Source organism: Klebsiella sp. JB_Kp031, assembly GCF_040064295.1.
GTDB lineage: Bacteria > Pseudomonadota > Gammaproteobacteria > Enterobacterales > Enterobacteriaceae > Klebsiella > Klebsiella quasipneumoniae.
The window spans coordinates 71,508-87,805 of sequence record NZ_JBEAJW010000026.1 but is presented as its reverse complement, the minus strand read 5'-3'; the positions used below and the strand labels follow the sequence as shown (position 1 = coordinate 87,805).

13 protein-coding genes are annotated in these 16,298 nt (G+C 40.1%); 6 read left to right on the top strand and 7 right to left on the bottom strand.

Annotated features, from left to right (window positions below; translation table 11 throughout):
• Nucleotides 1-2: 2 nt before the first annotated feature.
• Both ABLV64_RS11380 and ABLV64_RS11375 read left to right on the top strand, forming a co-directional pair.
• Nucleotides 3-239, top strand: a complete 237-nt coding sequence (locus ABLV64_RS11380) for a non-oxidative hydroxyarylic acid decarboxylases subunit D (protein WP_096833467.1) — start codon at nucleotides 3-5, stop codon at nucleotides 237-239.
• A 432-nt stretch (nucleotides 240-671) separates the two neighbouring features.
• On the top strand, nucleotides 672-824 hold the full coding sequence (locus ABLV64_RS11375; protein ID WP_025999150.1) for a Hok/Gef family protein: 153 nt from the start codon (nucleotides 672-674) through the stop codon (nucleotides 822-824).
• Nucleotides 825-951: 127 nt separating this feature from the next.
• On the opposite strand, the gene mutS is transcribed toward ABLV64_RS11375, so the two are convergent.
• Nucleotides 952-3,519, bottom strand: coding sequence for a DNA mismatch repair protein MutS (gene mutS, locus ABLV64_RS11370; RefSeq protein WP_348843273.1), 2,568 nt, complete (start codon nucleotides 3,517-3,519; stop codon nucleotides 952-954).
• A gap of 146 nt (nucleotides 3,520-3,665) precedes the next feature.
• Here mutS and ABLV64_RS11365 point away from each other — a divergent pair, with 146 nt between their 5' ends.
• From ABLV64_RS11365 to ABLV64_RS11355, 3 genes are all read left to right on the top strand, one after another.
• Complete coding sequence (locus ABLV64_RS11365) at nucleotides 3,666-5,123, top strand: tyrosine-type recombinase/integrase (RefSeq protein WP_004174653.1); 1,458 nt, start codon at nucleotides 3,666-3,668, stop codon at nucleotides 5,121-5,123.
• Nucleotides 5,124-5,134: 11 nt separating this feature from the next.
• Nucleotides 5,135-5,719 (top strand): hypothetical protein, encoded by a 585-nt coding sequence (locus ABLV64_RS11360; protein ID WP_004174654.1) that lies wholly within the window; start codon nucleotides 5,135-5,137, stop codon nucleotides 5,717-5,719.
• Between the two features lie 158 nt (nucleotides 5,720-5,877).
• Nucleotides 5,878-6,861: a hypothetical protein gene (locus ABLV64_RS11355; RefSeq protein WP_004174655.1), complete on the top strand. Its 984-nt coding sequence runs from the start codon at nucleotides 5,878-5,880 to the stop codon at nucleotides 6,859-6,861.
• Nucleotides 6,862-6,988: 127 nt separating this feature from the next.
• Here the strand turns inward: ABLV64_RS11355 and ABLV64_RS11350 are convergent, their stop codons facing one another.
• Nucleotides 6,989-7,504 carry a helix-turn-helix domain-containing protein gene (locus ABLV64_RS11350; RefSeq protein WP_000611155.1) on the bottom strand — a complete coding sequence of 172 codons (516 nt, stop codon included), beginning with the start codon at nucleotides 7,502-7,504 and terminating at the stop codon, nucleotides 6,989-6,991.
• A gap of 912 nt (nucleotides 7,505-8,416) precedes the next feature.
• Between ABLV64_RS11350 and ABLV64_RS11345 the strand changes: the two genes are divergently transcribed.
• On the top strand, nucleotides 8,417-8,842 hold the full coding sequence (locus tag ABLV64_RS11345) for a hypothetical protein (RefSeq protein WP_032434695.1): 426 nt from the start codon (nucleotides 8,417-8,419) through the stop codon (nucleotides 8,840-8,842).
• 132 nt (nucleotides 8,843-8,974) lie between these two features.
• Here the strand turns inward: ABLV64_RS11345 and ABLV64_RS11340 are convergent, their stop codons facing one another.
• The 5 genes from ABLV64_RS11340 to ABLV64_RS11320 all read right to left on the bottom strand — a co-directional run bounded on the left by ABLV64_RS11340 (nucleotide 8,975) and on the right by ABLV64_RS11320 (nucleotide 15,914).
• Nucleotides 8,975-9,247 carry a hypothetical protein gene (locus ABLV64_RS11340; protein WP_071994636.1) on the bottom strand — a complete coding sequence of 91 codons (273 nt, stop codon included), beginning with the start codon at nucleotides 9,245-9,247 and terminating at the stop codon, nucleotides 8,975-8,977.
• A gap of 179 nt (nucleotides 9,248-9,426) precedes the next feature.
• The gene (locus ABLV64_RS11335; protein ID WP_217324718.1) at nucleotides 9,427-10,626 is read right to left on the bottom strand and encodes a relaxase/mobilization nuclease domain-containing protein; all 1,200 of its coding nucleotides are present in this window, start codon (nucleotides 10,624-10,626) and stop codon (nucleotides 9,427-9,429) included.
• Nucleotides 10,595-11,032: a hypothetical protein gene (locus ABLV64_RS11330; RefSeq protein ID WP_001525466.1), complete on the bottom strand. Its 438-nt coding sequence runs from the start codon at nucleotides 11,030-11,032 to the stop codon at nucleotides 10,595-10,597. Before ABLV64_RS11330 ends, ABLV64_RS11335 begins: the two co-directional genes overlap by 32 nt.
• Nucleotides 11,033-11,344: 312 nt before the next feature.
• A complete protein-coding gene (locus ABLV64_RS11325) occupies nucleotides 11,345-11,782 on the bottom strand; it encodes a hypothetical protein (RefSeq protein ID WP_000744626.1) in 438 nt (145 codons plus the stop codon).
• A gap of 319 nt (nucleotides 11,783-12,101) precedes the next feature.
• Nucleotides 12,102-15,914, bottom strand: a complete 3,813-nt coding sequence (locus tag ABLV64_RS11320) for a DNA-binding protein (RefSeq protein WP_032434699.1) — start codon at nucleotides 15,912-15,914, stop codon at nucleotides 12,102-12,104.
• Between the last annotated feature and the right edge of the window lie 384 nt (nucleotides 15,915-16,298).

Below are 16,298 nucleotides of genomic sequence, written 5' to 3'. Positions count from 1 at the left end.
AGATGATTTGTCCACGTTGCGCCGATGAAAAGATTGAAGTCATGGCAAAATCGCCGGTGAAAGGGGTCTGGACTGTGTATCAGTGCCAGCACTGCCTTTATACCTGGCGGGATACTGAGCCGCTGCGCCGCACCAGCCGCGAGCACTATCCGGAAGCGTTCCGGATGATGCAGAAAGATATTGATGAGGCGCCGCAGGTGCCGCACGTACCGCCGCTATTGCCGGAAGATAAGCGTTAATGAAAAGGGCCCGCTAAGGGCCTATTTCATTTGGGCTATTTTACCGGCCATATTAAAACTGGGCAGTGCGCAAACTGCCTGCGACAAATACGCCGACTGGGATAATCTCTCAGTCGGTTTTTTTATATTTCGCAGAATGATAAAAGTTATTTTATTCATTAAATCCAGAAATGGTGTAAAGGGATAATAGCGTGGGATGACTTTGCGAGCCTGCTTCCAGATTATTATAAAATCCGTCTGATTAATTCCTTGCAGATAAATTTCACGCCCTGACGAGTATAGAATAGCGGCGGGTGCTTGAGGCTGTCTGGCCTTGAGCAAGACCAGGACCCCAGACAGACGAAAGCCCCAGGAGATATTTCTATCAACTGAGGCTAGCGAATGAACATAGACAATTCAGATGTTAGTCTCTTCTTTGCAGGGAGGCAAGATATGCTGACAAAATATGCCCTTGTAGCAATCATCGTACTGTGTATTACGGTACTGGGATTTACGCTGTTGGTGCACAGCTCGCTATGCGAGCTGAGTATTAAAGAGCGTAGTATTGAGTTTAAAGCTGTTCTCGCTTACGAATCGAAGAAGTAGCATCCGCGCGGGGGCAACCCCGCGTATTGGTTGTCAGGACGCATCCTCTTGCACCCATTTTTAGTTTGTTAAAACGGCAGCGCGGAGCGGCGCTGCCGTTTTTGACCTTAATAGGGCGATTGGGGTGCTAGACCAGACTTTTCAGACGATAAATCCACTCCAGCGCCTGACGCGGGGTCAGGGAGTCCGGATCAAGATTCTCCAGCGCCTCAACCGCAGGCGAGGTCTCTTCCGGGGCGGCGAGCAGCGACATCTGCGTGCCGTCGACCTGGGTCGCCGCCGCGTTGGGCGAAATACTCTCCAGCTCGCGCAGTTTCTGCCGCGCGCGCTTGATCACCTCTTTCGGCACCCCGGCCAGCGCGGCGACCGCCAGGCCGTAGCTCTTGCTGGCCGCGCCATCCTGCACGCTGTGCATAAAGGCGATGGTGTCGCCATGCTCCAGCGCGTCGAGATGGACGTTGGCGACGCCTTCCATTTTCTCCGGCAGCTGAGTGAGCTCGAAGTAGTGGGTGGCGAACAGCGTCAGCGCCTTGATTTTGTTGGCGAGATTTTCCGCACAGGCCCATGCCAGCGACAGACCGTCGTAGGTGGACGTGCCGCGGCCAATCTCATCCATCAGCACCAGGCTGTGTTCGGTGGCGTTGTGCAGGATATTGGCGGTTTCAGTCATCTCCACCATAAAGGTCGAGCGGCCGCTGGCCAGGTCATCCGCCGCGCCGACGCGGGTAAAGATGCGATCGATGGGGCCTATCTCCACCTTCTGCGCCGGGACGTAGCTGCCGATATAGGCCAGCAGCGCAATTAGCGCGGTCTGGCGCATATAGGTACTTTTACCGCCCATGTTCGGCCCGGTGATGATCAGCATCCGCCGCTGCGGCGCCAGCTGCAGCGGGTTGGCGATAAACGGCTCTTTCAGCACCTGCTCGACCACCGGATGGCGGCCTTCGCTGATGCGAATGCCCGGCTTATCGCTAAAGGTCGGGCAGCAGTAGTTCAGGGTTTCCGCGCGTTCCGCCAGGTTGACCAGCACGTCCAGCTCGGCCAGCGCGCTGGCGCTCGCCTGCAGGTCGGCAAGGTGCGGCAGCAGCAGGTCGAACAGTTCGTCATAAAGCTGCTTTTCCAGCGCCAGCGCTTTGCCCTTGGAGGTCAGCACCTTATCTTCGTATTCCTTCAGCTCAGGAATAATATAGCGTTCGGCGTTTTTCAGCGTCTGGCGTCGCACGTAGTGGATCGGCGCGAGGTGGCTCTGGCCGCGGCTGATCTGGATGTAGTAGCCGTGGACGGCGTTGTAGCCGACCTTCAGGGTGTCGAGGCCCAGCCGCTCGCGCTCGCGGATCTCCAGCTTATCGAGATAATCGGTGGCGCCATCGGCCAGCGCCCGCCACTCGTCCAGCTCTGCGCTGTAGCCTGGAGCGATGACCCCGCCGTCGCGGACCAGCACCGGCGGGGCGTCGATCACCGCGCGCTCCAGCAGTTCGCGCAGTTCGCTAAACTCGCCCATTTTTTCGCGCAATTTTTGCACCGGCTGACTGTCAACGTCAGCCAGCTGCTCGCGCAGCAGGGGCAACTGCTGCAGGGCATGACGCATGCGGGCTAAATCGCGTGGACGGGCGGTACGCAGCGCCAGACGCGCCAGAATACGTTCCAGATCGCCGACCTGGCGCAGCACCGGCTGCAGCTCGGTATAGCGCTCCTGCAGCGCGCCGATGGTCTGCTGGCGCTCCATCAGCACGGCGGTATCGCGGACCGGCATATGCAGCCAGCGCTTGAGCATCCGGCTGCCCATCGGCGTCACCGTGCAGTCGAGCACCGAGGCCAGCGTGTTATCGGTGCCGCCGGCGAGATTCTGGGTGATCTCCAGATTACGGCGGGTGGCGGCATCCATAATGATGCTGTCCTGCTGGCGTTCCATGGTGATGGAGCGAATATGCGGTAGCGAGGTGCGCTGGGTGTCTTTGACATACTGCAGCAGGCAGCCGGCGGCGCACAGGCCGCGGGGAGCGTTTTCCACGCCGAAGCCAACCAGATCGCGGGTGCCGAACTGCAGGTTAAGCTGCTGGCGCGCGGTGTCGATTTCAAATTCCCACAGCGGGCGACGGCGCAGACCGCGGCGGCCTTCGATCAGCGACGATTCGGCAAAATCTTCCGCATACAGCAGCTCCGCCGGATTAGTGCGCTGCAGCTCTGCCGCCATGGTTTCGCGGTCGGCCGGTTCGCTCAGGCGGAAGCGGCCGGAGCTGATGTCCAGCGTCGCGTAGCCAAAGCCTTTGCTGTCCTGCCAGATGGCGGCCAGCAGGTTGTCCTGACGCTCCTGCAGCAGCGCTTCATCGCTGATGGTGCCCGGCGTGACGATACGCACCACTTTACGCTCGACCGGCCCTTTGGTGGTGGCCGGGTCGCCTATCTGCTCGCAAATAGCTACCGACTCGCCCTGATTAACCAGTTTCGCAAGATAGTTTTCCACCGCGTGGTGGGGGATGCCGGCCATGGGAATGGGTTCGCCCGCGGAGGCGCCGCGTTTGGTCAGCGAGATATCGAGCAGCTGCGACGCGCGTTTCGCATCGTCATAAAACAGCTCGTAAAAATCCCCCATCCGGTAAAACAGCAGAATGTCAGGATGTTGCGCCTTCAGCTTGAGATACTGCTGCATCATTGGCGTATGGTCTGAGAGATCCTTGTCGATAGACTCTTTCATATTGATTTTACTCATTTTTTAAGTCTTGCGATTACCCATGTGGCCCCATGTGAAACCGCTTTAAACCCATATAAATCGATAAATTTGTATACCAGAAGTATACCGGTTAGTATCGGGTATACACTCTGACTTGCTGATATACATTTATGAAAATGACACTTACTCAGTCGATTATAATCAATAAGTTATCTATCGACGTGAAACCAGATCTCGACCAGCAAGGGCGAGTAGTATACTTACCCAATCCTGAACGAAAGCCGTATATTATCACTGACAACCACAGGGATTCACCCGTAGGTTTCGGTGTCAAAATCAGTGCCACCAAAAAAACCTATATCATTCAACGACGGGTGGCATCAGCAGACAAGCGACCCTCGACGGGTGGCAAGGCACCGAAACAGGTTATCAGATCTACGATTGGTAATGTTTCAGATTTTGCCAACATTGATCAGGCACGCGATTCTGCTCGCAAATTCGTTGAAACTATGAAGTTGACCAGACGAAATCCGAATGCAGTAAAGCGAGAAGCAGAGGCTTCTGAGCTAACGATCAGTGAAGTTTTTGCGCAATACAGAAGTCATCTTATGGGCAGATCGAAACCGGCAAAGCCCAACACATTAAATGTGCTGAACAAAGCCGAAAACCGCCTGAAAGAGTGGGAAAATCTTAGAGTAAAAGATCTGACAGGCAACGAGATATTGCGCAAGTTTGATGAGATCGCTTCAAGAGCCAGAACTGCGGCAGAGCAGACTTTTCGCTGGGTGAATGTGGCGGTAAGACATGCGATTGAGATCGAAGCGGGAAATGCTCAGACACAACAACGACAACCGACACTAAGCTACAACCCTTTCTCAATTCTGACGATACAGAAAAAATTCAGAACCCGTTCACAGCTTGAAGAAAGCTATCGCGCAAAAGGTGTACGAAACCCACTGTCGCCAAAAGACACCTTGGGGCGATTTTTAACGGCATTGCACAACAAGAGAAGCTTCAACCGCCTGGGATGCGATTATCTTTTGCTGACTGTTCTGACAGGAGCCAGGAAAGAAGAAACAGCTTCATTGTGCTGGCGAGAAGCTCTGACAGAAGAAGAAGCCAGAACGACCAGCTATGTTGATCTTGAAAATAGGATAATTCGATTTTACGACACTAAAAACCGCAACGACCATGAACTTCCAATTTGTGATGCTACGAAGCGAATTCTTGAAGACCGAAGAGATTTAGTCAACGAGACTGAAAAGCGAGCAGATAAACGCAAATGGGTTTTTCCTGCCCGGTCGTCGCGAAGCAAAGTTGGGCACTATTCAGACAGCAAAAGCCTACGCGAGTATATCTGCCAGGAAGCAGGAATATCGAAGCTGGGGATGCACGACCTGCGAAGAACCTTTGGTCGTGTTGCAGAAGGGCTCACTTCATATTCTGTGGTGAAAAGGTTGCTCAACCATCGCAATACCACTGATCCTACTGAACGGTATGCAATGCCTGATAATGATCGAATTTATGAGGCACTTCAAAGTATTGAGCTCCATATGCTTATGACTGCACCAGAGTTGTATAATACACTTCTGGCTTCGGCGAAATATCAACCATTGCCAACAAATTAGGGGAACAGGGAATGAGTGCAATCGATACTTTAAGGGAGCATGCCGAAGTATGGCGGCTATTTGGTAGTATGCCAGATGATGCAACCCTGAGTGCTGAGGTTTCGGCTCTTTATCTTGGTGTAAGTGTCAAAACATTGGCTCGTTATCGCCAGACTGGTAATGGCCCTGCTTATATCCAATATCAGGCAGAAGACAGCAAAGCAAGGAATCAACGAGTAAATTATCTTTTAGGTGATTTAAGAACATGGCGTGATCGTCATAAGGTCAGCAGCACAATGGAGGCTGCACAGGTCCGTGGACTGGCTTTTACTTCGTTGGTTGACTTTATCGAACCGGAACCTTTCTGGACTATTGATAATAAAATTTATTCACATGTTCTTACTGTTTCTGACGAAATATTCAAGGAACTATTAAATACAAGCCGTGCAGAAGTTATCTGGATCTCTGTGGAAAAAGTTTTGTCTGAGGACTGGCATACTGCGAGAGAACGGCAGAGATGGAATGATCTGTTTGTTGGGGTTATGACAGGATTGGTAGATGCTTGTGTGGCTGAGCAGGAGAGGCATGTATTGTATGAAGAATTTTTGCAATCATAATTTAATTTCTATTTTTTTGTTATTTTGAATAAGTTTATTATTGGTTATGCTCAGTGTAATAATATTCAGTTAATTATGGATTACAAAGAGTAAATAATTTGAAAATTCAATATCGTAGCACATATATCTTTTAATCTTTTATCATTCCGGAGTTAACTATGAGTATTGACTCACGATTTGAAAAATTCATGCTTTCATTACCTTCAATAGAAAGCATAGATTCAATAGAATTGAGTGAGGAACTCAGAAAAGAGAAAAAGGCTGATTATTTGGGAATGGGAAGGAAGATCATTTTTGAACAAAAATGTATAACACAAGAGCAATCTCAAAAAATCGAACTTGAGTTAGAGCAATATGTCAATGACGAAAACTATCCTGTTTTCTATGGTGAAAGGGATTTCAATTTAGTCATAAAAGATCTTCCTAATAGTGAAGATATCAAAAACAGAGTATTTGTTCGAATTACAAAATTACTTGAGTCATATTTGAGTCAGGCATGTAAACAAATAGAATCATCTAAAAATATTTTTAATTTAGATAATTCAGTTGGTGTGCTTGTCATTTTAAATGAGAAAATAAAAATATTATCACCAGATTTAGTTGTTTACCGATTACAACAAAGAATGAAAGAAAAAAAAGATGGAGAGTATAGATTTAACTCTATTGACTATATAATATTTATATCTGAAACACATGAGATAAACGGTAATCCAGTTGTGATTATTTTAGAAGGTTCTAATGCGGCTAAGAACCCTGCAGAAATTAATGAATATTTGAATTATATTGCTAATGGGTGGTCTCAATTTAATGGTCGTAATACTATGAAAATTGACAATGCCAGAGATTTATTCATTAATTTAGAAGAGAAAGAAGAGCCTAAATCAAATAGTTTAACTCGCACTGATGAAAGAAAACTATGGTATCGTAAAAACCGATATATGAAAGATTGGTCAGATGATAAAGTTTTAAAGGCGGCGGTTGATCATATGAACAAAATAATGCCATTTATTTTGAAAAATGGACCAAAATTACCAGTGGATAAGTTAGGTGAGCTAATGTTGGCATTTGGTGATTTTATTGAAGAGTCCAACATGCGTGGCTTAGATCTAAAAGGACTTAATAACCTTTTCACGGATAAGTGATTTTTAAAGATATCAAATATAATATATTATAATTGTTGCCATTTTTTGTAACTAATTAAAAATGGCAACCTTTTTAGTATTGTTTTTATCATTCTAGATATATATATTTTAGTACTGTGAGATTTATTCACGATTGTTTTTTTCTAACACTATAAAAACTAAATGAGTTATCAAAGTCCTCTGTTTCTGCTTTGGATCTCTTGAATTTACCCATTTGCTCCTCATTAAATTTATGAGGAATCCCTTTTACACATAAATTAGAGTTCAAATAAACATGATCGTCTTCTGCATTTCGAATCAATATTTTCTTTTCGAATAATTCTTTGAATGCTCTTGAAACATTAGATTTTTGTAGTCCTAAATCTTTTGCTACCCTTGATTGAGAGAAATTAACAAGAATATTACCATAATCAATGATTGAAAAAAGATAAATAATTATCCGAAAAGAAGTTGGTGTTAGCTTCATTTTTGCCAGAGTGCCGATATTTGTTTTAAAGATCATGGAAAAATCATCCTTAAAGGAGGTTTTCCTTTTATTACTGGCTTTAATTCTAAGTTCTTCTAAATCGTCTAATGATACGTCTAATGCTTCTGCAATCGCGGATTTTTGTTCTCTGGTTAGAATAACATTTGTATTTATCATATTATCTCCTTTTGTTGTTTATCTGATAATATATATTGCATATTTTATTTAATTGTCAAATTTTTATTCACAAAAACACAAATTATTTTATCAATATTGATATATGGAGTATTAAAATAAATACTATGGGTGGTAGATTTAATGTTTCAGGTTATAAAATAAATAAATTTACTTCATGGAAGTCATTACCGCTCATCTGATGTAATATTATGATTTACTTAGTTTTATTTTGTTTGTCTTTCGCAAGATAAAAGATAAATAAAGAAATAAGAAACCATAGCATTACAATACTAATTGGATCTGCCATATTGTCTTGCTTGATTCAATATCGAATATATCCATTATGCTTATGTGTATAAATGTAATGAAGTCTGCGCAACTTCAGTGTTGCGCCATTGGACTTCGGTCATCATTATTTTTTTTTGGACTAAATGTAAATAATCACGCTATATACAGATATCTGGAGTTAAATGAATGAGCAAGGTTGTCGCAGAAGAGCTTAGATATCAGAATAACTGAAAATCATTGTATTACATGATTATAAAAACCGGCTTTCGCCGAAAACCTCTGGAAAATTATTTCTACTTCAGCGAGTGAGTGCTTTGTGCACTCAGCGGTGCTGCAAGAAAGTCCGTAGAGAAGTATAAACCAATATCTTCGTATCAGTATACGGGGCGTAAGCCAGTGCGAAGCACTTTGTCATAAATATCCGTCGAAGGTTTTTTATTAATTGGTTTTAAATTCGATTAAAGGAGCATCGTTTTTAACTTAAATATATTATTCTTTTGTTTTCCATAAGCGAGATAAAAATCATTTCTCATTAGTAATGACATAAAAATATTTTGTTTTAGATGTTGACTTTTTATGTTGGCATGATAGTACTTGATTATAAAACTAAAAAAGGATCAAGCTATGTGCAATAATATTACTCTTTCTCAGGAAGAAAAATTTATCAAGTTGATTGATAAATATATCACTCAGCATCGTGATCATACTATAAATGCTGTTTTTTACCGAAAGCTGTATGTGCTTTTCGTCGGATATCATCTTAAATATTATTACTCAAGTAAGCAATACTGCAACTCGTGTTTTCATGTGGATAATATTATGCAGATGTTCACAGGTGTAGTTTCTTCACTCAAGGCTAATGTGCTAACAAAGCTCAACAATAGTCATACAATGCTTCATTGCTTGAACGGGCTTGTGGATTACATTTCCGCTAACCTCATGGAGGTTGAACAACTCTATGCAGATTTACTGGCGCAATATGAAAGGAAAAGTATTTCTCATTCGTTGGATTTTATACCACCACCTATGGGTGGCAGAAAAAGACTGTGAGAATACGGGAATAAGAGTTATTCGGAACTTTCAGTTCAAATTAATTAGCGGGTAAGAAAAGCAGGAGTTGGTTATCCAAGCTCCTGCCTGAATGAAGAATTTGCTGAAATTTTACTTATTATGGGATTTATTTTATTGAATAAACAGAACCCTGTCTGCATAGATTTTTTTAAGTATACATATAAGAACAATACAGCTTACGAAAAACGTAATGACTGAGACTGGAGTGTTTCCGGTCAATGAAAATGCTAACCATGCGAGACCGAACGCCACGAATTGAAATAGAAATGCCACTATGACCGGGCTTTCGCCATAGACCACTTTTGCATGGCATCCAATGCATATTTTTACACCGTGGGGACTTTCCTTAAAGCAGAAGGGGCATCGAACTGTCTGGTTACTCATTGTGACTCCGTGGCCTAAATTAAGTTGATGTCTTTTTGACCATTCTCGATGAATAATTCTCTTTAGTAAAATTGCTTGTACCGATCGATGATTATCATGTGATAGATTTTAACTATCATAATCAAAATAATGATCTGTATAAACGATCAATAATTTATTGACTAAATTACATTTGTGAACTAAAGGTGGTGTGGCTTGTAGCTGTGAAATTTCCTAACTGATTGTTCTGAAAGCTGTTTGTCAAAAGACTCAAGGTTTTGTGCAAGTAAGTGAAGATGATAAATTTGTCTAAAGGGACGAGCGGTCGCATACAACAGAGAACTATCCAACTGTCTGAGCAGTTGTATGAGCTTGCTAAGAAATGGAAGCCACATCTGGAAGTGGGATTGGTGTTGTCTGGATATCTGATGGGCCGTAAAGCGTAGTTTTTGGTTCAACTGGATGGTTTGGGAAAGTTCATTCTCCCTTTCATTTCTGACTTGCTCGTCGAGTTGTAGTAGTTTATCGAGAATAGTTTCTCTGCTGGGATGTTGTGCTTCTGGCTGTTTACAAGGAGCTGGAGCAAATTTAGATCTTGTATTAAGTAGTTTTACATGTCCAGGCGAGTAATCAATAAGTGTCTGAATATTTGACCAGGCATACCTTTTCCCAAGCTGCGAAGCCTTGAAGGCAATTCCCTGAAATTCAAATGAAAAACCATTCATTTTGCCCGTCGAAGCAATGTTGGGCTGGCAGGTTACACCCACTTGTTCCAGTTGCTGAATGAACGATAACAAATCTGGGTGATTGGCTAACACATTATCGATGCAAGTTTGCAAAGCGGCTTTTGGGCAGGGAGTTGCCGTTCGTTCAGAGAGCATCTTTTCGTTGCGCGAAAGCTTCTTTATGCTCTGAGATCGTCGGTTTGAAGTAGTCGCTGTTTCTGTGAGACCATGTATTCTTTCAAGCTCACTGATAATTCGAGTGCTGGCAAGGTTCTCATTTTTTCCCAGATACAACTTTCCGTCAGTAATATCGATACGACTGGCAATAATGTAAATATGCTGTCCCGCCTCATCATTATGAAGAACATAGCAACGAAGATGTGTATCATTAAAACCCATACGGGACATATAGTCGTCGGCTACGGTTGCCCATTGTGCTTCTGACAATTTTTCTCCATCCGGTAAGCGAAGAGAGTTGTGCCATACCGGTTTTTTGATATCAGGTCGTAAAAGTTTTGTTTGTCCAAACTCGCGAATAAGGTCAACGATATGGTTGCCAGCCATATTGCCACCAATAACCCTGGGATCAGTTTTATGGTGTGAAGCGGGTTCAAGTGCATAGACAACTACTCCTGTAAATTGCTTACCTCTCTTGATTTTCTGCATACCTTTCATTTGTATTACTCCAAAAAGTTGAGGGAAGTAGAAGAGTGCGAAGTGTCTGCACCTGCCGTTTGATTACATGCATTTCTGTCAGGGTTGGATCGCTGTCTGGACTTTTACCATCGAGGTATGTCAGCAGGCGATTTAAATCTTGTGAAAGGCGACCAAGCTCTACCCATGCACTTTTATTAATCTCTGGTAATACCAAAGGAAGTTTATTCAGCGAAGCCATCCTGAGCCATTCTCCTTTTTTATAGGAACCTCTTTTTTCTTCCAGAATAGATAATTCATTTTCATTTAATCTGACACTTACACAGTATGATCTGATTTCATTCTCTGGTAACCGTTCAGTATGAAATTTCCCCCTTCTCGATGTTTTTGTTAAATCAGGCTGTTGTTTTTGAGGATTATAATGCATATAAATACCTAAATTTTAATCGTGTCATGAACCATATATAAAAGATAATAATAAAACGTCAAGTGTATAATCGTGAAAAAATAAACACCGGATAAAGGAGTGTCTTAAAATAGTTTAAGACTTACCCGGTTTAGATTTAGATATATAGTCTTGAGTCTGTTATTGATATTTCACATTGAATTCATATTTCTAATATACCTCTATTATCTATACTGTATCCTTTTGAACCGTTTAGGTAACCTGGATTTAGTTGTAATGATCTTTATTGTTTTTCTTATTGATTTAGTTTTTTTCATTGTTGCTTATTCCCCATTATGCTATTTTTCTATAAATATTGTTATTAAATTGATGTTCTTTTATTCCTAATACTTCGTCATAGATTCGTGAAAAGGTAAACCATGATATTTCTTTTTGTTCTCGCTTTTTATCCAAATAAATAACATTGCAACCACGGAAGGAGAATGATTTCCAGAAAACAACTGAGTTAATATTTTTAAGAAACAGTATGAAATCTTTGATCGTTTCTTTCTTGGTCATGCCATAAGAGAAGTGTGCGTAAATTGAGAATATAGTTAGAATGTTTCTCTCTGTAATCATATGACGAGAGAAATAGGTAAGATAGAAATCATGGTCATAAGTGTAGCTTTTGCAGAAGCTTGAAAAATGTGGGTTGTACAATCTATAAAGATCTACATTTTTGTGCGTTTTAGAAAGATAACTTGTGAAGGTTGAGTAGTTTTGTTTTTTCATTTTTATTCTCCTTTATTGTTTTTGTTAAAGAGAATATATATTAAGAAATAAATAAAATTCAAATTTATTTTGTCATGATGAAAACATATAAGAGTTTTTATTCTATTTTTAAAGAAATAATGCATTGTTTAATAACATGAAATTTTATTTTATCAAAAAGTGCTATTTAATATTTGAATGCCAATTATTGGGTGGTGTTTATATTTTTCATGTAATATATAACTTTTAATTATCACTGAGGCCAAGAAGGAAACATTCGGCGTGAAATCTTTTTTTTATATGGTTGGGGAGAGGGGGAAGTTCCTTCCCCCTAAACTCATTAGAGGTAACTTTCGTCCTCTTCATAACGACAGTCAACGTAATATTTCCCATCTTCACGCTGGGACCATCTCTTGATCAAGCCTGCTTGCTGTAGGGCAGAAAGGAATCTGTCTGAGTTTAAGTTTTTACTTGGATTCAATGTCGCACTTTTTTGATTGAATATTTTTGAAAACTCTCTTTCGGTAAGCTCGTTAGTCAAATGTGCAATCTCAGTTCTTTCTCTAAAACCTAATTTTAATAGTCTGACAATCTGGTCTATTGTAAAGCTATCATCCGTAGACAAAGCAATTAAATCGATTAAGGTTTCATGAGGCATTGTTAACTCATTCAGGAAAGATTCATCATAGCTTTCATGATAGCTATATAATAGAGAAGCTTTTTCCTTAACTGTGAATTGCTGTGAGGAATTAATTGCAGTTAGCATTTTCTCAAGTAAGGTGTTGTCACTATCTTCACACAGGTAATAATCCGTCTTAGCAAAAAATATTTCTTTAAATTTTGAGAACCAAAGAACGAAAGTATTAATTGTTTCTGTTTCTAATGATTTTACTTCAGTATTGGAAATGAAACATTGTGCAGCCAGTTTAAAAGATTCATCATTTAACTCTACTTTGTTATTTTTTATCAAACGAGAGAAGTTGGCTATACTTAATCGGTCGTCCCAGTAATGGACATTGATATAGATTGGAGCCAACACAGCTGCGTAAGTTATGTCTTTAAGTTGATCATTACAAATAACTTTCATGTAAAGGCAGTTATAACTATCACCGTCGGTCAAATTTAGTTCTTGTTGGCTCAAGGTCTGTGCGTGAGTCTCAAGATACTCAGTTAGAACTTTAAGATCGCAGTCTTCACAGATATAATCTATTAAGACTTCCCATTCAGGAGAAACATGCTCGTAGCTAAAGAAAAGATCATGATAGGAAATTTTATTGCCATCAATATCAAGACGTTCTGGGAATACGTCTAAGTTTGTTACCGTAAACTGCATTTTTTTCAAGATCTCGACTTTAAGTCTATTGCTTAAATCTGAATGAGTGAGTACCACAATAATAGCCTCAGTGTTCTCTTTTGAATATATGAAAATATCTTGAACAAATTTATCAATGTTATCATTTACATATGATTTTAAACTGGATAATTGATATCTTTCAATTATTGACCACGGTAATTCATCTACCTGTTCACAAGTTATATTTTCATGCTGTAGTAACCCAGCTACGACCACTCTATAATTGATTCTATCTAAGCTATACATTTGGTTGTCAGCAATAAAGAGTAATGCTTGATTTTCAGATGGAGTTACTGGCATGGAAATATCTTTATAGACAACACCAAGTTGTTTGATATTGTTAAGGAATGATGGAAGATCATCGTCTTCGACGAAAGCGATTAAATTAAATCCTTGCTTTACAATATATTGTTGGTAATTTTTCTGATCGATAGAAATACTTGGAGAAACTAAGGCTATCATTTTAGTAGTAATAGACGTAATGATATCGTTATTGTCCTGCTCTTCAAGCACTGTAAGCATTTTATCCAAATAGCGATTTTCACCTAAAGCAAAGGCTACTAACCGGTTAAAATAACTGGGGTCGTAAAATCGTGATTCTAATATATTAAATATGGAGATAATATCTGTTGAGGATTCACGGAAAATCATTGCAATCATTTCTGATAAGGTCTTATTGTTACTGCTATTAACATTATCAAATAAATACGATACTATTTGATAGTGGATGGCACCATTGCGATATTGATAATGTTGTTCAATTAGTTCAGTTAAAACATCTCCAGGGTTATCCAGCGAGAAATTTCGATTTACTTCTTCACAACTCATATATCGACCGACTGCTTTTATATAGTCATTGTCATTAACAGAGATACTTCCTTGATGAAATATTGACCGAAACATCATGTAATCCTGCATAATGTAGCCATTGGTCAGTAAATAATAAAGAACTTCGAACCCGCCAAAACGAAATCCATCACGGATTGATTCTATTTGTTCAGCATCAATGATTGAACGGTCGTCACATTTTTCAATATAGTTTTCGGCAATCGTTTTGAATTTTTCCCAACCAATTAACTTTATTAATTCCGATAAAGTAATTGCATTTCGGGTACGAATATTTTCTTTGATTTCCTCAAGGCTTTTGATGGCAATCTGATATTCATTATTTTTATCTTCTGCAACTACGTTAACTCTTTGGTTATATTCATCCATTATATGAGTCGTGTCTATTTCTACAAAATATGGCTCTCTATTATTATTATAACCTATGAAGGATTGTGCTGAGTTATTAAAAAAACTTACAAACTCACTTTCATTTTGGTAAAAGCTCTCAGGGGAGTATTTGTCGTAATTTAAGCTATAGTGCCTGTTCTTTTTGGCAAAGGATATCAACGACCATAATTGAGGTGATATGAATCTACTAATAATCTGTTTACGGAGGTCAGCATCTGAATTTACAGATTCTTTTTTTAATAATGCTACTTTGATATTTAGTTCTTGAAGTTTGCTGTCCAAAGAATTGAAATAACTTTCATGTAATTTACGTAGACGGTAATCATTAATAAAGTTATAAAGAACACCTGTTTTTTTATCTGTTAAATTATAATCTTGGGCATAGGTATTTTTATAAAATATTAAAGAGAAAATCTTTGCATGATTCTTGTTATCATCAACAACTTTTCTGAATAGATTGAATTCATTAACTATATTTTGCAGGGAACGCATATCACTAATATAAAGTGACATCTGTTTAAGAAGGGCTTTCTCATTTGATGGGAAATCAATTAATTTATTATTTAAATGAGTGTAGGCATTTCGAGTATCCATGACTGGTATCACAGGTAAGATGAAATCAAAAAATTTAGTTCTTATGTCTACTCCAAGAAAAATATCATCCCGGCAAGCATAAACAAATCTCACAGGTGAATTATATAGGTTATTATTTACTATCTGATTAATTTCTCTTAGTTTTATAAATACCTCTGTATTACCTAATCGGTCCAAATCTTCAAACACAACAATTTTATATTGAGATTGAGAAAAAAAGTAAACTATTTCGTCCAAGCAATTATTTAGCAGAGAGGATGGTTCTTGAGTGGACATATCGGCACTTGCTTGGAGAAATGCGATTTTGCTTAACTTTATCTTTTTATCGAAGATCCCTGCTTTAGATGCAACTCGTACTATAAAAAATAATGATATTATACTTAAAATAATGCTGATTATTAACCTTTCCGGATAAGCATTTATGATTGTGTTAAGTACTCCATTTTCAAGTGAAAATAATGAAAGGATCTTTCTTGGGAATACGACGGTAGTCAATAATATTAGTGGAGCTACAACTGATAACACTGTAAAAAAAAGAGATGTTACATGTTTCTTATTTCTATTCTGAATTCGATCTATACGTGAGTCTGGTAACTTATCTTTATTTTCTTTATACAAAATCTGTTGGAGTATACTCATTTCAATTTCAGAGTTATCCAGCAGATTTTTATCGCTTTTACCTGATAGCGAAAAATCAGCCAGCGAAACAGTAATGAAGTCCTTTTTAAGTCGACTTTGCAGATAAGATAATATTACAGTACTTTTTCCTGCGCCATAAGGGCCTGTGATAGCGATGTTTTTTACATCTTGTTTTGTAAATGCAAAATCCAGTGCATCGAAGTAGGGTTTAACACTGTCATCGGTAATTATTTTTGGAGTTAATGTATCATAACCTACTTGCTGATCAGTGTGTGCATCAATTACTTTTTTTGATAAGCAATGTCTTTTGATTTTTTCCAGCAGAGCCATGTCCATTCCTTAAGTTTCTGCAAAAAGAGGGCTCACGAGCCTAAGTAACTATAAAATAGCACCTAATTATACTTTATTTCCACAGATTTAAAGGAAAATGAATGCAACACAACGGGATCTTGTCAGTCAGCCTTAAGTTAGGATTGTGTAAATTTTTGTATGCACTGAGAGATTAGCTTGCACTCCTGTTCTTGATTATTAATTTTTAAAATTGGCAAAAATCAGTAAGGTTTGAAGCCAAGCAAGTCGAAGCAATGGCACACATGTGGACTCGCTTTTCTTTTCCAACCAAAGGGCGGAAAAGCAAGGTCAACCCGAAGAAGCATACGCAGTAGCTTCGTAGGGTTAGCCCTTGCTTATCTTATAATTGGCATTAGTCATTAA

Excerpts from the sequence above, each read along its gene's own strand:
- ABLV64_RS11335 (WP_217324718.1), bottom strand. The coding sequence starts at position 10,626 with ATGAAAGGTATGCAGAAAATCAAGAGAGGTAAGCAATTTACAGGAGTA.
- ABLV64_RS11345 (WP_032434695.1), top strand. The coding sequence starts at position 8,417 with ATGTGCAATAATATTACTCTTTCTCAGGAAGAAAAATTTATCAAGTTG.
- ABLV64_RS11360 (WP_004174654.1), top strand. The coding sequence starts at position 5,135 with ATGAGTGCAATCGATACTTTAAGGGAGCATGCCGAAGTATGGCGGCTA.
- ABLV64_RS11340 (WP_071994636.1), bottom strand. The coding sequence starts at position 9,247 with ATGAGTAACCAGACAGTTCGATGCCCCTTCTGCTTTAAGGAAAGTCCC.
- ABLV64_RS11320 (WP_032434699.1), bottom strand. The coding sequence starts at position 15,914 with ATGGCTCTGCTGGAAAAAATCAAAAGACATTGCTTATCAAAAAAAGTA.
- ABLV64_RS11375 (WP_025999150.1), top strand. The coding sequence starts at position 672 with ATGCTGACAAAATATGCCCTTGTAGCAATCATCGTACTGTGTATTACG.
- ABLV64_RS11330 (WP_001525466.1), bottom strand. The coding sequence starts at position 11,032 with ATGCATTATAATCCTCAAAAACAACAGCCTGATTTAACAAAAACATCG.
- ABLV64_RS11350 (WP_000611155.1), bottom strand. The coding sequence starts at position 7,504 with ATGATAAATACAAATGTTATTCTAACCAGAGAACAAAAATCCGCGATT.
- ABLV64_RS11355 (WP_004174655.1), top strand. The coding sequence starts at position 5,878 with ATGAGTATTGACTCACGATTTGAAAAATTCATGCTTTCATTACCTTCA.
- ABLV64_RS11325 (WP_000744626.1), bottom strand. The coding sequence starts at position 11,782 with ATGAAAAAACAAAACTACTCAACCTTCACAAGTTATCTTTCTAAAACG.
- mutS (WP_348843273.1), bottom strand. The coding sequence starts at position 3,519 with ATGAAAGAGTCTATCGACAAGGATCTCTCAGACCATACGCCAATGATG.
- ABLV64_RS11365 (WP_004174653.1), top strand. The coding sequence starts at position 3,666 with ATGAAAATGACACTTACTCAGTCGATTATAATCAATAAGTTATCTATC.
- ABLV64_RS11380 (WP_096833467.1), top strand. The coding sequence starts at position 3 with ATGATTTGTCCACGTTGCGCCGATGAAAAGATTGAAGTCATGGCAAAA.